At 60.3% G+C, this 18187-nt stretch carries 16 protein-coding genes; 7 read left to right on the forward strand and 9 right to left on the reverse strand.

Annotation, left to right across the window (positions count from 1 at the left end; genetic code table 11):
- Positions 1–67: 67 nt before the first annotated feature.
- The 5 genes from NKJ57_RS06480 to nanR all read right to left on the reverse strand — a co-directional run bounded on the left by NKJ57_RS06480 (position 68) and on the right by nanR (position 4747).
- Entirely contained in the window at positions 68–1723 is a 1656-nt protein-coding gene (locus NKJ57_RS06480) for an extracellular solute-binding protein (RefSeq protein ID WP_023742804.1), read from the reverse strand.
- 120 nt (positions 1724–1843) lie between these two features.
- Entirely contained in the window at positions 1844–2896 is a 1053-nt protein-coding gene (locus NKJ57_RS06485) for an NAD(P)-dependent oxidoreductase (RefSeq protein WP_023742805.1), read from the reverse strand.
- Positions 2897–2910: 14 nt separating this feature from the next.
- Positions 2911–3687, reverse strand: coding sequence for an HpcH/HpaI aldolase family protein (locus NKJ57_RS06490; RefSeq protein ID WP_023726880.1), 777 nt, complete (start codon positions 3685–3687; stop codon positions 2911–2913).
- 47 nt (positions 3688–3734) lie between these two features.
- Positions 3735–4040 carry a putative quinol monooxygenase gene (locus NKJ57_RS06495; RefSeq protein ID WP_023742807.1) on the reverse strand — a complete coding sequence of 102 codons (306 nt, stop codon included), beginning with the start codon at positions 4038–4040 and terminating at the stop codon, positions 3735–3737.
- The gene (nanR, locus tag NKJ57_RS06500; protein ID WP_023742808.1) at positions 4040–4747 is read right to left on the reverse strand and encodes a transcriptional regulator NanR; all 708 of its coding nucleotides are present in this window, start codon (positions 4745–4747) and stop codon (positions 4040–4042) included. Before nanR ends, NKJ57_RS06495 begins: the two co-directional genes overlap by 1 nt.
- 1103 nt (positions 4748–5850) lie before the next feature.
- Between nanR and NKJ57_RS06505 the strand changes: the two genes are divergently transcribed.
- The 7 genes from NKJ57_RS06505 to NKJ57_RS06535 all read left to right on the forward strand — a co-directional run bounded on the left by NKJ57_RS06505 (position 5851) and on the right by NKJ57_RS06535 (position 14251).
- Entirely contained in the window at positions 5851–7488 is a 1638-nt protein-coding gene (locus NKJ57_RS06505) for a methyl-accepting chemotaxis protein (protein ID WP_352511334.1), read from the forward strand.
- A 23-nt stretch (positions 7489–7511) separates the two neighbouring features.
- Complete coding sequence (locus tag NKJ57_RS06510; RefSeq protein WP_023700505.1) at positions 7512–7979, forward strand: chemotaxis protein CheW; 468 nt, start codon at positions 7512–7514, stop codon at positions 7977–7979.
- A complete protein-coding gene (locus NKJ57_RS06515; protein ID WP_023742809.1) occupies positions 7976–9217 on the forward strand; it encodes a CheR family methyltransferase in 1242 nt (413 codons plus the stop codon). The genes NKJ57_RS06510 and NKJ57_RS06515 overlap by 4 nt, the downstream gene beginning before the upstream one ends.
- Positions 9217–9921, forward strand: coding sequence for a chemotaxis protein CheW (locus NKJ57_RS06520; RefSeq protein WP_084559018.1), 705 nt, complete (start codon positions 9217–9219; stop codon positions 9919–9921). The genes NKJ57_RS06515 and NKJ57_RS06520 overlap by 1 nt, the downstream gene beginning before the upstream one ends.
- The gene (locus NKJ57_RS06525) at positions 9918–12191 is read left to right on the forward strand and encodes a hybrid sensor histidine kinase/response regulator (RefSeq protein WP_023713485.1); all 2274 of its coding nucleotides are present in this window, start codon (positions 9918–9920) and stop codon (positions 12189–12191) included. The genes NKJ57_RS06520 and NKJ57_RS06525 overlap by 4 nt, the downstream gene beginning before the upstream one ends.
- Positions 12192–12213: 22 nt before the next feature.
- Positions 12214–13233: a chemotaxis response regulator protein-glutamate methylesterase gene (locus NKJ57_RS06530; RefSeq protein ID WP_023693323.1), complete on the forward strand. Its 1020-nt coding sequence runs from the start codon at positions 12214–12216 to the stop codon at positions 13231–13233.
- Positions 13234–13297: 64 nt separating this feature from the next.
- The gene (locus tag NKJ57_RS06535) at positions 13298–14251 is read left to right on the forward strand and encodes a response regulator (protein ID WP_023669440.1); all 954 of its coding nucleotides are present in this window, start codon (positions 13298–13300) and stop codon (positions 14249–14251) included.
- A gap of 13 nt (positions 14252–14264) precedes the next feature.
- Here the strand turns inward: NKJ57_RS06535 and NKJ57_RS06540 are convergent, their stop codons facing one another.
- The 4 genes from NKJ57_RS06540 to NKJ57_RS06555 all read right to left on the reverse strand — a co-directional run bounded on the left by NKJ57_RS06540 (position 14265) and on the right by NKJ57_RS06555 (position 18143).
- The gene (locus tag NKJ57_RS06540) at positions 14265–14954 is read right to left on the reverse strand and encodes an RraA family protein (RefSeq protein ID WP_023682289.1); all 690 of its coding nucleotides are present in this window, start codon (positions 14952–14954) and stop codon (positions 14265–14267) included.
- Entirely contained in the window at positions 14947–16119 is a 1173-nt protein-coding gene (locus tag NKJ57_RS06545) for an alpha-hydroxy acid oxidase (protein WP_031246463.1), read from the reverse strand. The genes NKJ57_RS06540 and NKJ57_RS06545 overlap by 8 nt, the downstream gene beginning before the upstream one ends.
- A gap of 68 nt (positions 16120–16187) precedes the next feature.
- A complete protein-coding gene (locus NKJ57_RS06550; protein ID WP_023693321.1) occupies positions 16188–17093 on the reverse strand; it encodes an SMP-30/gluconolactonase/LRE family protein in 906 nt (301 codons plus the stop codon).
- Positions 17094–17738: 645 nt separating this feature from the next.
- Positions 17739–18143: an MAPEG family protein gene (locus tag NKJ57_RS06555; RefSeq protein ID WP_023682292.1), complete on the reverse strand. Its 405-nt coding sequence runs from the start codon at positions 18141–18143 to the stop codon at positions 17739–17741.
- Positions 18144–18187: the final 44 nt, after the last annotated feature.

An 18187-nucleotide genomic window follows, 5' to 3' on the forward strand; every position in this document is an offset into this window, starting at 1 on the left:
CTTAGCGGGGAGGTGTTGCGAGCCAAGCGCCCGCAACACCGATTGCTCCAGAGAAGTCCGCCTGCCCTCAGAGGGTGACCGCCATGCCAAGTTTTTCCACCGTGTTGTCGGCGGTGGCGCCAGGCAGTTTCAAGAACTCGGTGTAGAAGCCCTTCTGCGAATCCACACCCAGTCGGTCGGTCGTCTCGTTCCACTCGGCGGCCGCCGTTTCAAGCGACGCCTTCGGATCCGCACCAGCCCACACCGCCGTGCACATGCGATCGATGCTCAAGAAGTAGTCCTGCGCGCCTGGCATGATCGGGTCGAGCAGACCGACATTTGCCGAGTTGTTGAGGTTGGCAAGGTACTCCTTGGCACTCGGGAAGAGCGCGCCGTAGAGCTCGGACTTGAAGTGCGAGATGCGGTACGGGTCGCGTAGAGCGTAGGGCAGCATGCAACGTGCCAGCGAGACGGGTGGCGAGCATACCCACTGCATGAACAGATACGCCGCCTCAGCGTTGGGCGAGTCGGCCGACAGTGCCTTGTTGTAGCCGGTGGCATGTTCCGGATTTCCCGGAACCACGGCATAGCCGACCTTGCCGGCGATTTGGGACTGCGGAATGAAGTTGATTGCCGTGGCCGACTGCGAATAGTTGGCCGCCATACGGCCGCTAGGAGGCCAGGAATAGATCATCGCGACTTTGCCGGTCAGGAAAGCCGCCCACAAGGAGACGGCGTCGAGCTCGTTGTTGCCGGGGATCGAGGCCTTGTTTGCGGCGAGCATGTTTGTCAGCGTCTTGACGCCGGCATCCGAAACCAAACCTGCCTTCATGTCGTCGCCGAAGAGTTTTCCGCCGTTGGCCCGGTACTGCTGCAGAAAGTCGAACTGATTGCCGGGGCTGCCCGCCTTGCGGAAATGTCCCGCGCCATAGACCTTTGGCGCCATCTGGTCGGTGATGAACTGGGCGATCTGGGCATATTCTTCCCATGTCTTGGGCGGTCCAAGCTTGGCGTTGAACTTCGCCTGGTAAGCCTCCACCATTTTAGGGTCCTCGAAAATGTCCTTGCGGTAGTAGAGAGCGAACATGTCGCCGTCGTCGAAGAACCCCCAGATCTTACCCTTGTAGGTCGGCAGCGCCTTGTACAGGGGATGATAGTCCTCGAGGTCTGCCGGGTTCATGTATTTGGCGATGTAGTCGTCTAGAGGGGCGATGACGCCGCCATCGGCAAGCGACGGCGTCCAGGCCGGCGAGATGTCGAGGACGTCATAGGCACCCGAGCCGGCGATGTGCTCGGCGACCGCCTTGGAGTACTGGTCCGGGTTCGACAGCTCGACGACATTCGACTTCATCCCGGTAAGCTGCTCCCACATCGGCCCACTGAAATTGCGCGGGTCGAGTGCCTGCAGGCCAGCCTCGTAGGTCATGTTGAGGGTGACGCCCGAATGCGCCTTGGCCGCCTCCGCCGCGCGAAAGGCGGAACCGTCCGGAGGCCCTTCCTTCGATGCTTTCAGGGCTGCGGCCTGCGCCTGGCCGAGCGGCGACGTGGCGTCCGCCAATTCCAATGTTTGCTGCGCCAGCGCCCAATCGGTCATCATCCCCAGCAGCGGGCCGGACACGGCCAACATGCCGGTCATCTGACCGAAGCGGGTGATGAAAGTTCGGCGGGTGGTTTCGCCGCGCATGAAGGCGTCGACCTCTGCTTCGAGACCTGCCTGAAAGTCACGTTTTTCACGATCGTTCATAGTGCTTGGTCCTCCCATTTTCCTTTTGCTTCACTCGTCCGCCGGCGCAGCGGTCAAGCATTTCCTCCCGTAAGGTCGCCGCAAAGAGGCCGCGGCGGCGCGCCGAAAATCAGTGTCCTCCTAGGTTCCAAAGCGGGCGGCGAGCCCAGACAGCCTGGTCTTCCACAGCTCGCTCGAAAGCACCTCGCGATTGACCACGCCGCGCGGCTCGCGACCACGCTGCACCTCCATTACCGCTTTGACGTCGGCGGCACCGTTGCCGGCAAAGCACTGGTCGGTCCAGCAAAGCGCGTGCGGCGCCAGGATGACATTGTCGAGTTTGAGGATCGCATCGTCTGCCTCGGGAGGCTCTTGTTCCAGCACGTCGAGACCGGCGCCGGCGATGCGGCGCTCCTGCAGCGCTTGCGTCAGCGCTTTCTGGTCGACGATCGGGCCGCGCGCGGTGTTGATCAGGTAAGCTGTCGGCTTCATCAGGGCGATCCGCTCGGCATTGACGATGTGGTGGGTCTGGGGCGACAGGGGGCAACTCACCGACAGCACGTCGGCGCGGCGAAACAGATCCTCCAGCCCGACCAGCTCGACACCCAGGTCGGCAGCGACCCCCTTGTCGGCAAACGGGTCATGGGCAATGAATTGCATGTCAAAGGGCTTCGCCAAGCGGAAGACCTCGGCACCGATATTGCCGATGCCCAGCGACCCAAGCGTACGCCCGACGAGGCCGACCCCCATATGTTCGGAGCGCTTCTCAAAACCAACAGACCCTTTGCGGGTGAGCGCGTCCTTTGTCAGCAGCTTGCCGGTCAGCGCCAGCATGAAGGTGATGACGGATACGGCGACGGGCCGTCGCACGCCATCGGGCGTGATGACCAAGGCAATACCGGCTGCGGTGCATGCCTCAACGTCGACAGTGTCGTAGCCGACCCCGAAGCGGGCAACGACGGCCAGGCGGCCGCTCCTGGGGACACTCGTGGCATCGAAACGATGGGCGAGGAGGATGAGCGCATCGAAATCCTCAAGTTGGTCGGCGCGAAGCGGACTGTTTGACTCCAGGAACACCATCTCGACACCTGTCGCATTGCGCAGCGGCTCCAGATCGAAATCTGGGTAGGTCGGCGAGCCGTCCGGCTTGCGGAAATCACCGGAAAGCGCCACCCTGAATTCTACGCCGTCCATCGTCTCCTCCGCTCCTATTGGCACCCGGCCCGGATCTTGGAAACCGCGTCGGCGATCGCGTCGTGCAGGACCCAAACGTCGCCTGAATAACAAATGAAATCGAAGCCCTGTGCGTAGAACTCGTGTCCCTGGGCGACGTTGGGCACCAAGCGTCCAAGCGATTTGTTGTGCTTTTTGGCGGCGGCAACGATTTTGGCCATTGCAGCAGTGAAAGTGGGGTGGGCGAAGTCGCCAGGAATGCCGAGCGAGACGGACAGATCGAAATGTCCGACCCAAAGACAATCAACCCCGTCCAGTCCCGCGATGCCGTCAATGTTCTTGACGCCGTCGGCGGTCTCGATCAGGCAGATGAACGTGGAGCGCTTGTTGGCGGCCTCGAATTTATCAGCGACCGAGCCTGGGCGGTAGCGGTCATGAGCGATCTGCAGCGCCACGCCGCGGGCGCCGGCAGGGTGGTACTTCATGGAATTGATGATGTGCTGCGCCTGTTCGACGCTGCTCACCATCGGCGCGATCAGGCCTTCGGCGCCCATATCCATGGCGCGGGCAAGGAAGTGGTAGTCCTGCGATGGCACACGCACCATGACCGGCAGGTCAGCCGCCTCGAAATAGCGAATCGCACTCTTCAGCGTCTCCAAGCTAAATCCCGAATGCTCCATGTCGAAAAAGACGAAATCGCAGCCAGCGGACTTCAGGATGTGACCGATTCCCGGCGTGGCGAACTCGGCGACGAGCGTACCGAGCTTGACCCGCCTGTGAGAAGCTAACGCCCTGAGACTTGGCTCTGACATGCACTTCCTCCCGTTCGCCCCAATGGGGCAATCCGCCTACGTTCTCTTCAATGCGTGGCCTCAAGAACGAGGTCGCAGGTCGTCACCAACTTGGTCACGACGAGCGGCGCGCTCCGCGTATTGAATTCGTCGAAATGAGCGGTGCGGCAATGGTCCTCGAATGCGGCCTCGCTATCGTAAATTTCATAGAGCAGGACCCGATCCGGTTCGCCACGCGCCTCCGTCACGTCAAAGCGGCGGCAGCCGGCCTCGGTGCGCATCGACGCGGTTGCATTGGCGTCGACAAGTTCTCGGAACCTGTCCCGGGCACCAGGCCTCAGGCGGAAATCGACCCAGACGACAAATCCGGTCATCACTTGGGCCTCGCAAGTTGCAGGTACCGCTTGGCCACATATTCGAGATGGCTGCGCATGGCCGTCTCTGACGCGTCTGGATCGCGCGCGGCCACGGCCTCGAAGATTTCGCGATGAGCCTGGTAAGCCTTGCGGTCTTGACCCTTGGCCAATGTGGTGCGACGCTGTTCGAGCAACCATTCAGCCAACGCCGCGTGAATAGCTGTAAAGATCCGATTGCGGGTGATTACCGCCAGCACGTAATGGAAGTCTACGTCCGTGCGCTCGAAGCGCGCCAGGTCGCCGATTGATTGACGGTTGAGTTCGAGCGCCTCCTTGAGGCTCTCAATGTCTTCCGGGGTAGCATGCACAGCGGCGTTGCGGGCAAGGCCGACCTCGAAAAACAACCGCGCGCTCTGGAAGTCGTGAACCCCTCCCGGCGCCGAAATCATGTGCCGAGCCGGCCCTGAAAGGGCGTCGATCACGAATTGAGGAGTGGGTCGAGTGACGCGGGCACGCTCCCCCGATTTTACCTCGACAAGGCCCATTTTGCTCAGATGCAGCAGCGCCTCACGGATGGAAGGCCGCCCTACCCCGAACTGCCGCATGAGTTCCCGTTCAGATGGGAGACGGTCGGCTTCGGCCAACTCTCCCTCTCGGATCATCCGCTCGAGGTGCGCTGCCACCTCGTCCGAAAGCTTCCGCTGTTTGATCAGAACTCCGATCATGTGGCATACCTGTTATACCAATCAGGTACGTTATGATCCCATAGCACCCCTTGTCAACGAGATCTAAGCATCCGGTGGCCGGGCCCTTAAAGCACTCCGTCGTTGTCGAGGCGTCCTTTGCGACGCCTTCAATGTCTTCACGAAGATTTCAGTAACTTGAGGGAGAGCGAGCACAATCTGCTCGGTGTTCCGATCGGGAACGGTCTTCGAACCCTGGGTCGGTGGTCAGTTTGAACCTGCGGTGTGGACCCCAGGAGTGCCACCGGGCCGTGTGCTGGCCGAGACCTACCCAACCGCCTGCTTATGAGCTGGGACATGAGCCCTCGATGGCAAGTAGACCTCGACCTGAGCAAGATCAGCGAATGGAAGCGGGTTCACAGCCGAGGCGGAAAACGCGAACTCTCGCTGCTGGACCCTTTTGGCAATACGCCTGCTCCATCTCGTAATCTTTTTCCCCGCCGCAATGTCGCAAAGGAAGGGATTGTCGGGTTAGTCCCCTCTACGCTCCAGAGCGCTCGTCACGTTGTGCTCATCCTTGTGCGGTTGGCGGCCGCCGCTTGAGGATGCGCATTTGAAACTGTCTCAAGATCATTTTAGTCCTGAGGGGCCTCAGGCGGGGGCGCTTGCCATTTAGTTATCGTCACCTGCGCATGTCGAACCCGTACTCGGCGCCAATCTACGCGCTGGCCAGTTTGCGACATGTGGTTTCGGCGATCCGCTTTCAGTGCGACGATCATGCTGGACGGCTGATATGAGGCGCGTTCCCGCCTGGCAGCTTAGGGGCAGCAAGCAGGACGTCGGCTTTCTTGCCTCGACCTGGCCTAAGCAGTCATTCAATTCGTGGCCTCAAGCAGCTCATCCACGCTCCTCCTGACGCGGCGTGCCATCCAGCCGATCTCGGGCTGATGTGCGTGGACGGCAGTCGTCCTTTGACCACCGCTTCTGGCGGCGCCGATTGGCGAGCCGCCTCGCCATCATTAGCTATGGAACGGAAAAGAAACCATTCAGCATCAGACTACCGCTTTTCGACGCACCTTTTCGAATATGTCGGAACGAGCGCTTGTCGCGCAGCCCACGATGCCCCCCATTGGTGAACCGGTTCCATGAAGAGTCTGACAATACGCCACCGCATCCTCGTCAGTTTCGCAGCCGTTCTGGTGGTCATGTCCGTGATAGCCCTCATCGCGTACGCCTGGTTTCTTCAGGCGGGGGAGGAGGCGACTGAGGTCGAGAAGGGCATCCTTCCGGACCTTTATCACAGTACCGAGATCATGACGGGCCAGATGGCGGCCCATAGTCTGCTTCAGGAATATGCCCTTCAGGACAACCCGTCAGACAGAAGCACGGTTGAAAACGCGATCACGACCAATCGCAACCAGGTGCAGCGGTCGATGGACGACTATGAGGCAACGATCGTCTCCGATATCGACAAGCAGAATTATGCAGCCGTCAAACAACTCGCCAACCAATTCCGTCTGGCTGAAACTGCTGTGCTGGAAACAAGCCGGGCTGCCTTGTCGAAAGGTGAAACTCCCAATGAAAGCCCAGCTATCAAGAACGAAGTAGAGCCGATCTTTGTAAAATTGCAGTCCGCTCTGCAGGCCATGGTTGAGGATCACAGAGGCGAGGCAAACAGCGCGACGCAGCGGATCAGCTCGATCGTCAGAACGGCCGAAGTCGGTTTGAGCGTTGGCTTGTTGATAGCCCTCGGGCTAGCCCTTCTTTTGGGTTACCAGCTGTTTCGCGCCATTACAGGTCCGCTCACCCGTTTGGTCGACGCGGTTCAATTGATGCGGCAAGGCGACTTCAGCGAACGGCTCGATCTGAGGCGCCGAGACGAATTCAGCGTGCTTGCCGACGGCTTCAACGCAATGGCGGCCGATCTCACAACCCTCATTGGTCAGGTTCAAAGGTCCAGCATACAGGTCGGCACGTCGATAACTGAGATCGCCGCCACCTCCAAGCAACAGCAGGCAACTGCGACTGAAATCGCAGCGACCACAACAGAAATCCGAGCGACAGCCAAGGAAATCTCCGCCACATCAAACGAACTGGTCCGCACGATGAACGAGGTCTCCACAGTTGCCGAACAAACCGCTGCCGTGGCTGGCGGGGGGCAAGCGGGGCTGACCCGTATGGAAGAAACCATGCAGCAGGTCATGGAAGCGGCTGGCGCGATCAATTCCAAACTGGCGATCCTGAGCGAGAAAGCCGGCAGCATCAATCAGGTGGTGACGACCATCACCAAAGTGGCCGATCAGACGAACCTGTTGTCGCTCAACGCTTCCATCGAGGCGGAGAAGGCAGGCCAATATGGCCGGGGTTTTGCAGTGGTGGCGACGGAAATCCGAAGGCTCGCGGACCAGACAGCTGTCTCCACCTACGATATCGAGCAAATGGTCAAGGACATCCAGTCGGCAGTCGCGGCCGGGGTGATGGGCATGGACAAGTTTTCCGAGCAGGTCCGTCGGGGTATGCAGGACATCCAGCAGGTCGGCGGGCAACTCTTCGAGATCATTCAGCAGGTTCAGGGGCTGGTGCCACGTTTCGAAGTCGCCAATGAAGGCATGCAAGCACAGGCGACCGGCGCGGGGCAGATCAGCGACACGCTAACCCAGCTAAGCGAGGCAGCTCAGCAAACAGTCGAGTCCCTTCAGCAATCGACGCTCGCGATCGACGAGCTCAATCAAGTCTCAGGCGGCATGCGAAGTAGCATATCGAGGTTCAAGCTACGAGCATAGCGAGCCGGCAGTAGGAGGTGACAATGCTATTCCTCGCCTTCAGCATGGGTCCGGATCGCTACTTGATCGATGTCCACAAAATTGAAGAGGTGCTGCCCTATATCGACGTGAAAGTTCTTCCGGGTGCGCCAACTGGTGTGGTGGGTTTGGTCAGCTATAACGGAATACCCATCCCCCTGATCGATGTCACCCTTCTTGCGCTTGGCCGACCATCGGAGCGCCTGTTGAGCACCCGGATCGTTGTGACGCGCTATCCGGCGGATGATGGCGAGCGACGCCTGCTGGGGCTGATCGCGGAACGGGTGACGGATACGATCGAGCGAGACCCGGCCGATTTCGCGCCGTTCGGACTGGAACCAGGAACCCCGCCCTATCTTGGGCCGGTGGCTTCCGATGGTTTGGAGATCATTCAGTGGGTCAAAGTGGAAGCGCTGCTTTCGGAAGAGATTCGTACCGCTTTGCTCCGCCAGGCGGCAATAGGTGATCAATGACCGGAGCAATAGAAAAGCTCCTGACGGAAACCATTGGACTGGACAGTGCCAGCGTTGGTCCGACAGTGGTTCGTCAGGCGGTCAGAGAACGGATGGAAGCATGCCGGATAACCAACCCTCAGGCCTATAGGCAACACTTGGCCGGTTCCTCGCAGGAGCTGCAGGAGCTGATCAATGCGGTGGTGATCCCAGAGACCTGGTTCTTTCGCGACCGAGAAGCGTTCACGATGCTGGCGCGGCATGCGCGCGCGCACAAGCCTGCTCAGCCGATAAGAATCCTGAGCCTGCCATGTTCAACCGGCGAAGAGGCTTACTCGGTCGCCATGGCCATGTTCGATGCCGGCTTTGAGGCACATGAGTTCAAGATCGATGGCGTGGACGTCAGCAGCCGCAATATCGCGACGGCTGAACACGCCATCTATGGCCGCAATTCGTTTCGCGGCAGCCATTTAGAATTCAAGGATCGCTATTTCGAAGCGGCCGAGGGCGGGTTGCGGCCTGTTGCTGGGGTGCTGAAACAGGTTCGGTTCATGGTAGGAAACTTGTTCGGTTCTCACGCGCCTTTCGGGCAAGAGGTCTATGACATCCTGCTTTGCCGCAATTTGCTGATCTATTTCAATCGAGAGCTGCAGGATCGCGCATTGATCTGCCTGAAGGACCTGCTGGCCAAAGACGGACTTCTTCTGGTCGGTCCGGCGGAAGCAGCTCTTCCAAGGGTGCATGGCTTTCTTTCCGCTGAATGGCCATTGGCCTTCGCCTTTCTGAAATCGGAGCCCGTCAAGACCACGGCGCCGAAAGTTTCGGCCGCCGTCCCGGTGCGGACGCTAAGCCCTAAGGTCAACAAGAGCGAGCCTCTTCGTCCGTTCCGACCGACAATTGGCAATGAAGGCCGCGGGCAGGCTCCGGCCAAGCCGCTTGCACACGCCTCGGAAAGCCTCATCGCGGTTGAACGGATCGCCAATGCAGGACGCGTAAAGGAGGCACAGGAGGTCGCCCTGGCGCATCTCAGGGAGTTCGGTCCTTCCGCAGAAATCTTCTACCTGCTAGGCCTCGTCCAGGATGCGGATGGTTCTGCACCCGAAGCCGCGCAAAGTTATCGCAAGGCGCTCTATCTCGCGCCAAATCATCTAGAAGCTCTTGTCCATCTGGCTTTGCTGCTTAGCAAGCAAGGCGACCATAACGGCGCCGAGGCGCTGGCCGGCCGGCTGGGTCGGGTCCAGAAAAGGAGCGGCAGTTGATGGCGGCTTCGACAAGGATCGCTCAGCCGGTGGAGGAGATCGAAATCAACGACTGCTGGCGGCAAATAGGCGTACGGGGTGACAAGTCATGTCCGCTACTAGAGCAGCATCTCCACTGCCGCAATTGCCCGACCTACAAGAAGATCGCACGACGCCTCCTCGACCGTGCAGCTCCCTCGGCATCTCGCGACGAATGGCCTGACAACGCTGGTCGTGCAGGGATCGATTCGGCAGACAGCGACGCGCTGCAGACGGCCGTTCTCTTCCGTTTGGGGGAGGAATGGCTGGCACTTCCGGTCGGTATTTTTCATGAAGTGGCTGAATCTCGTCGCGTTCATTCACTTCCACATCGCAGGAACAGTGCACTGCTCGGCATTGCGAATGTCCGTGGTGAATTGCTCATTTGCCTGTCCCTGGCCGAATTGCTCGGGATAGACGAGCGCAAGGAAGGGGAACAAGGCACACGAACCAAGGTATTTCGCCGCCTTGTCGTGGTAGGCGAGCGCGACAAGCGGGTTGCTTTTATGGTTGATGAGATCCACGGCTTACATCGGTACCAGGAACGCGACACTCTCGCTGTTCCGGCCATGATTGGCAAGGCACTGTCTGCCGCTACGGTTGCCGTGCTGCTATGGCAAGGACGAGCCGTTGGCTGTCTCGATCCACGACAACTGCTCACGATGCTGGATCGGAGCATCGCATGACAGATGAAGACTTCAGCCAGGTTTCGATGCTCAGCCTCTTCCAGGCCGAACTGGAGACGCAGTCACGGGCTCTGACCTCTGGACTTCTGGCACTCGAACGCGATCCTATCGCCGCCGACGCCCTGGAAGCATGCATGCGTGCCGCGCATTCCCTGAAAGGAGCTGCCCGCATCATCGACCTGATGCCCGCAGTCAAAGTTGCAAATGCGATGGAAGACTGCCTGGTCGCAGCGCAACGCGGGCATCTGAGGGTGCGACGGGAGCATATAGACGCGCTTCTGCAAGGTTCTGACCTTTTGAAATTGATCGCATCGGGATCATCGAGCGAGAGCGCCAACTCAGAAGTCGAAACCTTTCTCGCGAAGTTCGAGGGGTTGTCCCTCCCCCAGGCAAAGCCCGGTCCCCAAGATTCTGCAGCTGATTTCGCAACTCCAGATCATGCCCAGGAGCAACTGGCGACGACCTCTTCAGCGAACCTCCTCGTTGGGGCGGTACCGCAAGCCCACGGCAGCATCGGCTCTGATAGAATGGTTCGGGTGACGGCAGACAGCCTGAACCGATTGCTCGGGCTGGCTGGCGAGTCGCTGATGGAAGCTCGGCGGCTCAGGCCATTCGCTGACGGGCTGCTACGGCTGAAGCGACTTCAATCGGACCTCGCAAGTGCGTTCGACAATCTTCATGCAGTGCTGCCGCCGGTTTCAAACGATGCGGCGGTGGTGGAGGCGCTGGCTGAAGCGCAGCGAAAGCTTCGGTTGAGCCAAGCGTTCCTGGCGGAGCGTTTCGATGAGTTGGATTCAGTGGATCGGAAAGCGACCGATCTTGCCAACAGATTGTACGACGAAACGTTGGCGAGCCGGATGCGGCCTTTTGAGGACGGCGTGCGACACTATGCGAGAATGATCCGCGACCTCGGTCGTACCCTTGGCAAGCGGGTGCGACTGGAGATCGTAGGCGGCTCGACCGGCATCGACCGCGATATCCTCGAGCAGCTCGATGCCCCTTTGGGGCACCTTCTGCGCAACGCTGTAGACCATGGGCTTGAACCGCCTGAGGAGCGCCTCGCGATGGGCAAACCCGAAGAGGGGCTCATCAGGCTCGAAGCGAGGCACAATGCCGGGCTGCTGCAGATAGCCGTGGTGGACGACGGCAGGGGGATAGAGCTCTCGAAGCTGCGCGAGACCGTCGTCGCCCGGCAACTTGCAACCAGGGAAAGTGCTGAAACACTCAGCGAAAGCGAATTGCTCGCGTTTCTGTTTCTGCCAGGCTTTTCCATGAAAGCGGGCCTTACCGACGTCTCAGGTCGCGGTGTGGGGCTCGATGCAGTGCAAGCCATGACGAAGGAAGTCCGGGGAGTCGCAAGCGTCTCCTCAGAATTTGGCCACGGAACCCGATTTCAACTGCAATTGCCGCTGACACTGTCGGTCCTGCGCACGCTGCTCGTCGATGTCGATGGAGAGCCCTATGCTTTTCCACTCGCTGCCATTTCCAAGACTTTGAAACTGCAGCGGACGGAGATCAACGTCCTGCAGGGCCGGCCGCATTTTCGATTGAACGATCGACAGATCGGGCTGGTCACCGCTCGCGAGGTGCTCGATCGAGGTGAGCCCGGATCGGAACCGAACGAACTATCGGTCGTCGTCGTAGATGCGGGTCGGGGCGATGCGTACGGCCTGATCGTTGACCGTTTTCTCGGGGAACGCGAGTTAGTGATCAGACCTCTCGATCCACGGTTTGCCAAGATCAAGGACATCAGCGCAGCGGCCCTGATGGAAGATGGTTCGCCCGTTCTGATCTTCGATGTCGACGATCTGATCCGATCGGTGGAAAAGCTTGCATCGTCCAGCGGATTTCGAGCTCTTCGGCGCGCCGCGGGCGGTCCCGAAGCGAGCAGGCGCAAGCGCGTGCTCGTGATTGACGATTCACTGACGGTTCGCGAACTCCAGCGCAAGATGCTCGGCAATTACGGTTATGAGGTCGAAGTGGCGGTAGACGGCATGGACGGGTGGAATGCCGTCCGGTCTGGTCCTTTCGATCTCGTCGTCACCGACATCGACATGCCTCGCATGGATGGCATCGAGCTGGTGAGTTTGATCAGAAAGGACGCTGATCTCAAGAACACACCCATTATGATCGTTTCATACAAGGATCGGGAAGAAGATCGCGCGCGCGGGCTCGACGCAGGTGCGGACTATTATCTGACCAAGAGTAGTTTTCAGGACGAGGCGCTGATCCATGCCGTCGTGGACATGATTGGCGAGGCGGCTGAATGAGATCGAGATTGGAAGCCAGCGAATGAGAATCGGCGTAGTCAACGACATGCCGATGGCGGTTGAACTTCTGCGTCGACTGGTCCTGTCGACCGGCGAACATCAGGTCGCGTGGATCGCGACCAATGGGCGTGAGGCGGTCGAGGTCTGCAGACGTGATCTGCCGGATCTGATACTCATGGATCTAGCGATGCCAGAGATGGACGGCGTGGAAGCGACGCGCAGAATCATGGCGGAAACCCCGTGCTCAATCTTGCTGGTGACCGCCAGTATCGAAGCCAACCTCGCCGGCGTCTACGAAGCAATGGGTCATGGCGCGCTTGACGCAGTCGATATTCCGTCGGTGGGCATCGAAGGCAACGCGTCCTCGCAATCCGCCCGGCTTTTGACGAACAAGATACGAACGATAGGCAAGTTGATCGGTGATGCGCCTACCCAGGCAAAAAGGCGGATGTCACGTGCGGCTGAGCCGTCAACTCGACGCCTGATAGCAATCGGCGCCTCTGCGGGCGGGCCGGCTGCCGTTGCCGCAGTCCTGAGCGCGTTTCCCGTTGATTTTGGCGGCGCGATTGTGCTCGTCCAGCATCTCGATGCTCAGTTCGTTCCAGGCCTTGTTGATTGGCTAGGGCAGCATACGCGTCTCCCGATCCGTCCGGCGGGGGAAAGGGATAGTCCACAAGCGGGCACCGTTCTCGTTGCCAGTTCTGCGGATCATCTGGTTTTCAAGTCAGCTCAGCAACTTGGCTATACGCCCAGCCCCAAGGACAATGTTTATCGGCCGTCGGTAGATGTGTTCTTCGAAAGTGCGGCGCAATGGTGGCCTGGCTCGGTGATTGGTGTTCTGCTCACAGGCATGGGCAGGGATGGTGCGCGCGGGCTGAGACAGCTCCGTGACAAGGGACATCTCACAATCGCGCAGGATAGAGCAACCAGTGCCGTCTATGGCATGCCGAAGGCCGCCGCCGACATCGGCGCGGCCGTTGATATTCTTCCTTTGGGTGCGATCGGCTCACGTATAATCGAAGCCTGCGAGCGCTCCACGTGAAAGGCCCCTTCCGATGACGCAAGAACCAGAGTTGGTCCCGCCACTCGCAGATAACTATTCATCCATGGTCCTGCTCATCGATGATCAGATCATGGTTTGCGAGGCGGTCAGGCGCGCTCTAGCCAACGAGCCCGATATTTCCTTACACTTCTGCACCGACCCGTTGAGAGCGATGACGGTCGCGGATGAGGTAAAGCCAACCGTTATCCTGCAGGATCTCGTGATGCCAGGGGTCGATGGGCTGCATCTGGTGCGAGAATACAGGAAGCATGCGTCGACACGCGCGGTGCCAGTCATTGTGCTGTCGAGCAAGGAAGATCCAGCCACCAAGGGCGAAGCCTTCGCTGCGGGCGCGAACGACTATCTCGTCAAACTGCCGGATCGTATCGAGTTGATTGCACGCATTCGATATCACACGCGGGCCTATCTGGATCACGTCCAGCGAGACTCGGCACACCGAGCGCTGAGGGAAAGCCAGCGACAGCTGATCAGTGCAAATCTAGAGCTTGAACGTCTGACGCGGATCGATGGCCTGACGGGTCTCGGCAACAGGCGCTATTTTGACGAATATCTGGCGGCTGAATGGAAACGCGCTTTTCGCGCACAGTCCCCACTGTCGCTGTTGATGATCGATGCCGACAACTTCAAACGATACAACGATACCTATGGCCATATGGCCGGCGACGATGTGCTGAAGCAAATCGCCCGCGTAATCCAGAGCGGTTCCGGCCGCTCCACCGATCTCGCTGCGCGGTACGGAGGCGAAGAGTTCGTCATCGTGTTGGTCGACACTATACTGGAACAATCCAGTGCGATCGCCGAGCGGCTCGTCCAGAGCGTGCGGGAGTTGAACATACCCCACGGCCCGGATCGCGTGACCATCAGCGTCGGCGTCGCAACAGCGGTGCCCACCGAGAACGAGACGCCAAACGATTTCGTCAATGCCGCCGATTTGGCTCTGTTTCGTGCCAAATCGGAAGGACGAAATCGTGTTGCGCTTCATATGTCCCGCAGCTAGAGAAGCTCACATCTCAGTCAACGAAGCGCGCCCTGTTCGATTTGAGGACGACCTTGGCGAAGTCGGGCATCTCGAGACCTTGCCGCACCAGGCCATCAAGAGTTTTCTCAGCCGCCCTGATGGCGGAGAGCCGGGCCAGCACAGTCTCAGCCTCCAGGCGAGGCACCACGGCGACACCGTCGCGGTCGCCGACCAGTATGTCTCCCGGCGAGATAGTCACTCCTCCCAGCACCACCGGGAATCCGACCGTGCCTGGACCATTTCGCGCAGGCGAATTCGCAATGACCCCGGCACAGTAAACCGGCAACCCGACCGCCTCGATCCCGACAACGTCGCGCACCAGACCGTCAGTGATGAAGCCGGCGACCCCCTTGTTGCGCGCCATGCCGAGCACGAGATCGCCAGTTACCGCGGTACCGGCAAAGCTGTCGGTGGCCGCGACGATGACATCGCCACTTGCTGCGGCATCCAGTGCTCCAAACAGGGCGAGGTTGTCGGCGGGACCGCAGTGACAGGTCACGGCGACGCCGACCATCGTCGCAGTAGCTGGCGACAGTGGCTTGATCGCATAATGCAAGGCGCCGCGTCCCCCCATCGCGTCTACGACCTGGCTAACCGGCACGCCCGCAAAAGCACTGATGATTTCTGCTGCGGGCCGTTCGAAACGGCGCTTGATGGTGAGCAGTGGTGGGTCTTCAATCATGTAGCGGCCCCATTCCCTGAACGAACGAAATACAGTCCGGCCCGAGGTCGCGCAGGCTCCGCGCGCCCATCAGTCCCATGACGCGGTCGATCTCCTTGCGGTAGAGTTCGAGCACGTGGCGTACCCCCTCCTCGCCGGCGACCGTGAGCCCCCACAACTGCGGCCGCCCGATCAGACAGCACGAGGCGCCGAGCGCCAGGGCCTTGACGACGTCAGAGCCTCGCCTGATGCCGCCGTCGATAAGCACTGGTACGCGGCCGGCGACAGCCGCGACAACCGCCGTCAACGCGTCCAGGGATGCGGCGGCGCCGTCAAGCTGACGTCCCCCATGATTGGATACGATGATGCCGTCGATTCCTCGGGCTACAGCCTCGGCGGCTTCGCTGGGATGCAGGACGCCTTTCAGCAACAACGGTCCGGACCAGACAGTGCGCAGCCAGTCGACATCGGCCCAGGAGAGTCCGGGATCGAGCATTGCGGCCATTCGGCCCGCCAATGCACCGACCGTCGCCGTATCTCCGGGGCGCGCGTAGTTGCCGAAAGTCAGTTTCGGGAGTCGGGTGCGCATACGAAGAAGCCACGCCGCCTTGGTGGCGGCCGCGAGGGTTCCGGCCACACCGAAGCGCGGCGGGATGGCAAAACCGTTGCGGATGTCGCGTTCACGGTTGCCAAGCATCTGGTTATCAATGGTGAGCACCAGCGCGTCGTAGCTTGAGGCACGCGCCCGATCCACCATTTCTCGGGTGAAGCCGCGATCGGTATAGACGAACACCTGCATCCACCGTGGGCTACTTCCGGTGGCTGCTATATCCTCCAGCGTGCAGACCGATCCGTGGCTGGCGCAGTAGAATGTCCCTGCGGCCGCTGCGGCTCGGGCGGCTGCGCGCTCGCCGTCGGGCCAGAACAGCCCAGCCAGGCCGGTTGGCGCGATGCCCAGCGGGATGGCAAGTTTCGCGCCGAAGAGGTCAAGGGAAAGGTCTCGCGTCGTTGCACCGTTGAGTGGTCGCGGCAGAATGGCAACCTCGTTAAAAGCTTGCTCGTTCCGGCGCAGCGTTCGCTCATCCTCGGCACCGCCATCGGCGAAGTCGAACACCGGGCGTGGCAAAGTCCGCCGCGCGGCGACGCGGACCGCGGCCACGCTGTACAGGCACTTCAACGCCGCCATCGAAGCAGACGATGCCGCACCGCCCGCACCGCGGTCATCGCCTGTGTTTGAGGCGGACGAGGAGCTACTCACGGTTGCTTTCCGCCGATGCGACCATGATGCGTCGGTCCACCGCCTCCCGGAACACGCACGCAGGAGAGTGTTCCCTCAAAGGAGGGATCGCTGCCGGTCGCCAGCACGCCGGCATTTGTCACCCAAAGCATCTCGCCCGAGAAGACGCAGTTGGTCGTTGCCTTGCCGCAGACGAAGAAACCCTCCGCTGTGCCGTTGGGCTTCAGAACGTGAATGCCGTTGGCGGCAATATCCGTGACATAAAGGCGGCCATCGGCTCCGACCTTCAGCCCGTCCGGGATCGGATTGGCCCCAGGCAAGCGGCCCAGGTCTTCGACGGAACCATCCGGACGCTGCCGCTTGACGCGCCCCGTATAGGACTCCCCCCAAATGATCGAGCCGTCGGCTTCGATCGCCACACCATTGGGGAAGGTCGGCTTGTCGAAACCGAGAGCAAGGTAAGCACTGCCATCGGGGTTGACGGCAAAAATGTAGCTTGGGTCCGGATTCCCCGGGTTGTATGTGCCGGGATCGCTGAAGATGAGCCGGCCGTCAGCAGCAAATACAAGATCGTTTGGCCCATTGAGCCGAATGCCCGCGACTTCGCTCAGCAGGATTTCCGGCTTTCCGCCTTCGGCAACCCGCTGGATCGATGGCGTCGTCATGTCCGCGGCCCGCCAAGGTCCGGTCGTGCCGCCGTTCTGGCAGACATAGAGCAGGTCATCCGATCCGAGAACGCAGGCGTTGGGCGCTCCGGCAACATACGCGAACTGGCGAGCACTTCCGTCGCGATCTATGGCCGTCAGCTGGCTGCGATAGCTTTCGACGATGACAATTCGGCCATCGGGCAGCACCGTCGGGCCCTCGGGCCAGCCAAGGCCGGTCGCGACAACCTCGACGGCCAGCTTTTCAACCTCGTTCATCGTGCGACCCCCAGAACGGCAGCCTAACAAGATTTGTCGGGTATAATCCAGCCTGGCGGTCTCCGGACCCGGCGACTCAAAGATAGCTTGGCTGACGTGCGCGTTGCTGGCCCCCCTAGGCCGCCCCCCCACCCCGGCGCCGGTGAACCCCGACGGGCGGAGGCCTATGGCTACAGCGCGAGCCGATCGGTGTCTACATAGCTCGGTAGCACTGGCTTGCTCCTCCAGGTTGGGTGGCAGGATTAGGTGCTGCTGAGGCCAGCGTGCAAGGAACAAGTGCAGGTGGAGAAGGTTGAATCTCAGTTCCTCTCCCTCTAACACTCACAAAGTCCAACAATTCTCTGCTCCGCTGCCAGGCGCTCTTGAGCCGAGCGTTTGCAGGGCGTGCGTGTGGCCAAAAGCTGGGGAGCGCCGCAGCGCCCAGGCGTGCAAATTGCTCTCTGAACGCCGATCCTTCTCCGAAGCTGGGGAGTAGCCCCAAAATCCAACACCAATATCATGCCTCAACGGCGGTTTTGCCACTGCCAGTTTTGCGGTTCGCTCGCCTGTCAAAAGGGACAGTCTTTCGGGTCACGATCCGGAGTGGGTTTGCCAAGGCTCCCGGAATCGAGGTGGCCCACTTTTGCGTCGGGGCTCCGCCACTCTTCAGATCAACAGCAACCAGCACCAATACGCACCAATCACCATTTGCACAGCGAACGCGGTGAACCTGAGACTGACCGCGAGTTGGCTGGTTGAGACGAGGTGGATCACCGACTGCACTATACGTGCGCCTAACATCGTGGAGGCCAAGGGATCCGTGACATCTGTCTTTGAAATGATGATCGCGACTCCGAGCAGACCTCCGAAGATTGGAAGCCCTTCAATGCAGTTGGCGTGGGCACGGGCTAACCTCCGCATAAACGGGGAGAGGGCTCCGTTATCTGGCGTAAAGCCGTTTGCCGGGACTTGCCCAGAGATCACCAGGTAGCTCCGGATAACTTCCATCACGATCAGCAGGGCCAGCGCCCACGAGATGAAGCCAGTCAATGCGTAAGCACTCGCCGACATGTGCCCTCCCCGTTGCTAGCAATCTAGGTCGTTGTAGCCGATCA

Source organism: Mesorhizobium sp. M0077, assembly GCF_040322955.1.
In the GTDB taxonomy this organism is placed as follows: Bacteria; Pseudomonadota; Alphaproteobacteria; order Rhizobiales; family Rhizobiaceae; genus Mesorhizobium.

Excerpts from the sequence above, each read along its gene's own strand:
- NKJ57_RS06480 (WP_023742804.1), bottom strand. The coding sequence starts at position 1,723 with ATGAACGATCGTGAAAAACGTGACTTTCAGGCAGGTCTCGAAGCAGAG.
- NKJ57_RS06485 (WP_023742805.1), bottom strand. The coding sequence starts at position 2,896 with ATGGACGGCGTAGAATTCAGGGTGGCGCTTTCCGGTGATTTCCGCAAG.
- NKJ57_RS06490 (WP_023726880.1), bottom strand. The coding sequence starts at position 3,687 with ATGTCAGAGCCAAGTCTCAGGGCGTTAGCTTCTCACAGGCGGGTCAAG.
- NKJ57_RS06495 (WP_023742807.1), bottom strand. The coding sequence starts at position 4,040 with ATGACCGGATTTGTCGTCTGGGTCGATTTCCGCCTGAGGCCTGGTGCC.
- nanR (WP_023742808.1), bottom strand. The coding sequence starts at position 4,747 with ATGATCGGAGTTCTGATCAAACAGCGGAAGCTTTCGGACGAGGTGGCA.
- NKJ57_RS06505 (WP_352511334.1), top strand. The coding sequence starts at position 5,851 with ATGAAGAGTCTGACAATACGCCACCGCATCCTCGTCAGTTTCGCAGCC.
- NKJ57_RS06510 (WP_023700505.1), top strand. The coding sequence starts at position 7,512 with ATGCTATTCCTCGCCTTCAGCATGGGTCCGGATCGCTACTTGATCGAT.
- NKJ57_RS06515 (WP_023742809.1), top strand. The coding sequence starts at position 7,976 with ATGACCGGAGCAATAGAAAAGCTCCTGACGGAAACCATTGGACTGGAC.
- NKJ57_RS06520 (WP_084559018.1), top strand. The coding sequence starts at position 9,217 with ATGGCGGCTTCGACAAGGATCGCTCAGCCGGTGGAGGAGATCGAAATC.
- NKJ57_RS06525 (WP_023713485.1), top strand. The coding sequence starts at position 9,918 with ATGACAGATGAAGACTTCAGCCAGGTTTCGATGCTCAGCCTCTTCCAG.
- NKJ57_RS06530 (WP_023693323.1), top strand. The coding sequence starts at position 12,214 with ATGAGAATCGGCGTAGTCAACGACATGCCGATGGCGGTTGAACTTCTG.
- NKJ57_RS06535 (WP_023669440.1), top strand. The coding sequence starts at position 13,298 with ATGGTCCTGCTCATCGATGATCAGATCATGGTTTGCGAGGCGGTCAGG.
- NKJ57_RS06540 (WP_023682289.1), bottom strand. The coding sequence starts at position 14,954 with ATGATTGAAGACCCACCACTGCTCACCATCAAGCGCCGTTTCGAACGG.
- NKJ57_RS06545 (WP_031246463.1), bottom strand. The coding sequence starts at position 16,119 with ATGGCGGCGTTGAAGTGCCTGTACAGCGTGGCCGCGGTCCGCGTCGCC.
- NKJ57_RS06550 (WP_023693321.1), bottom strand. The coding sequence starts at position 17,093 with ATGAACGAGGTTGAAAAGCTGGCCGTCGAGGTTGTCGCGACCGGCCTT.
- NKJ57_RS06555 (WP_023682292.1), bottom strand. The coding sequence starts at position 18,143 with ATGTCGGCGAGTGCTTACGCATTGACTGGCTTCATCTCGTGGGCGCTG.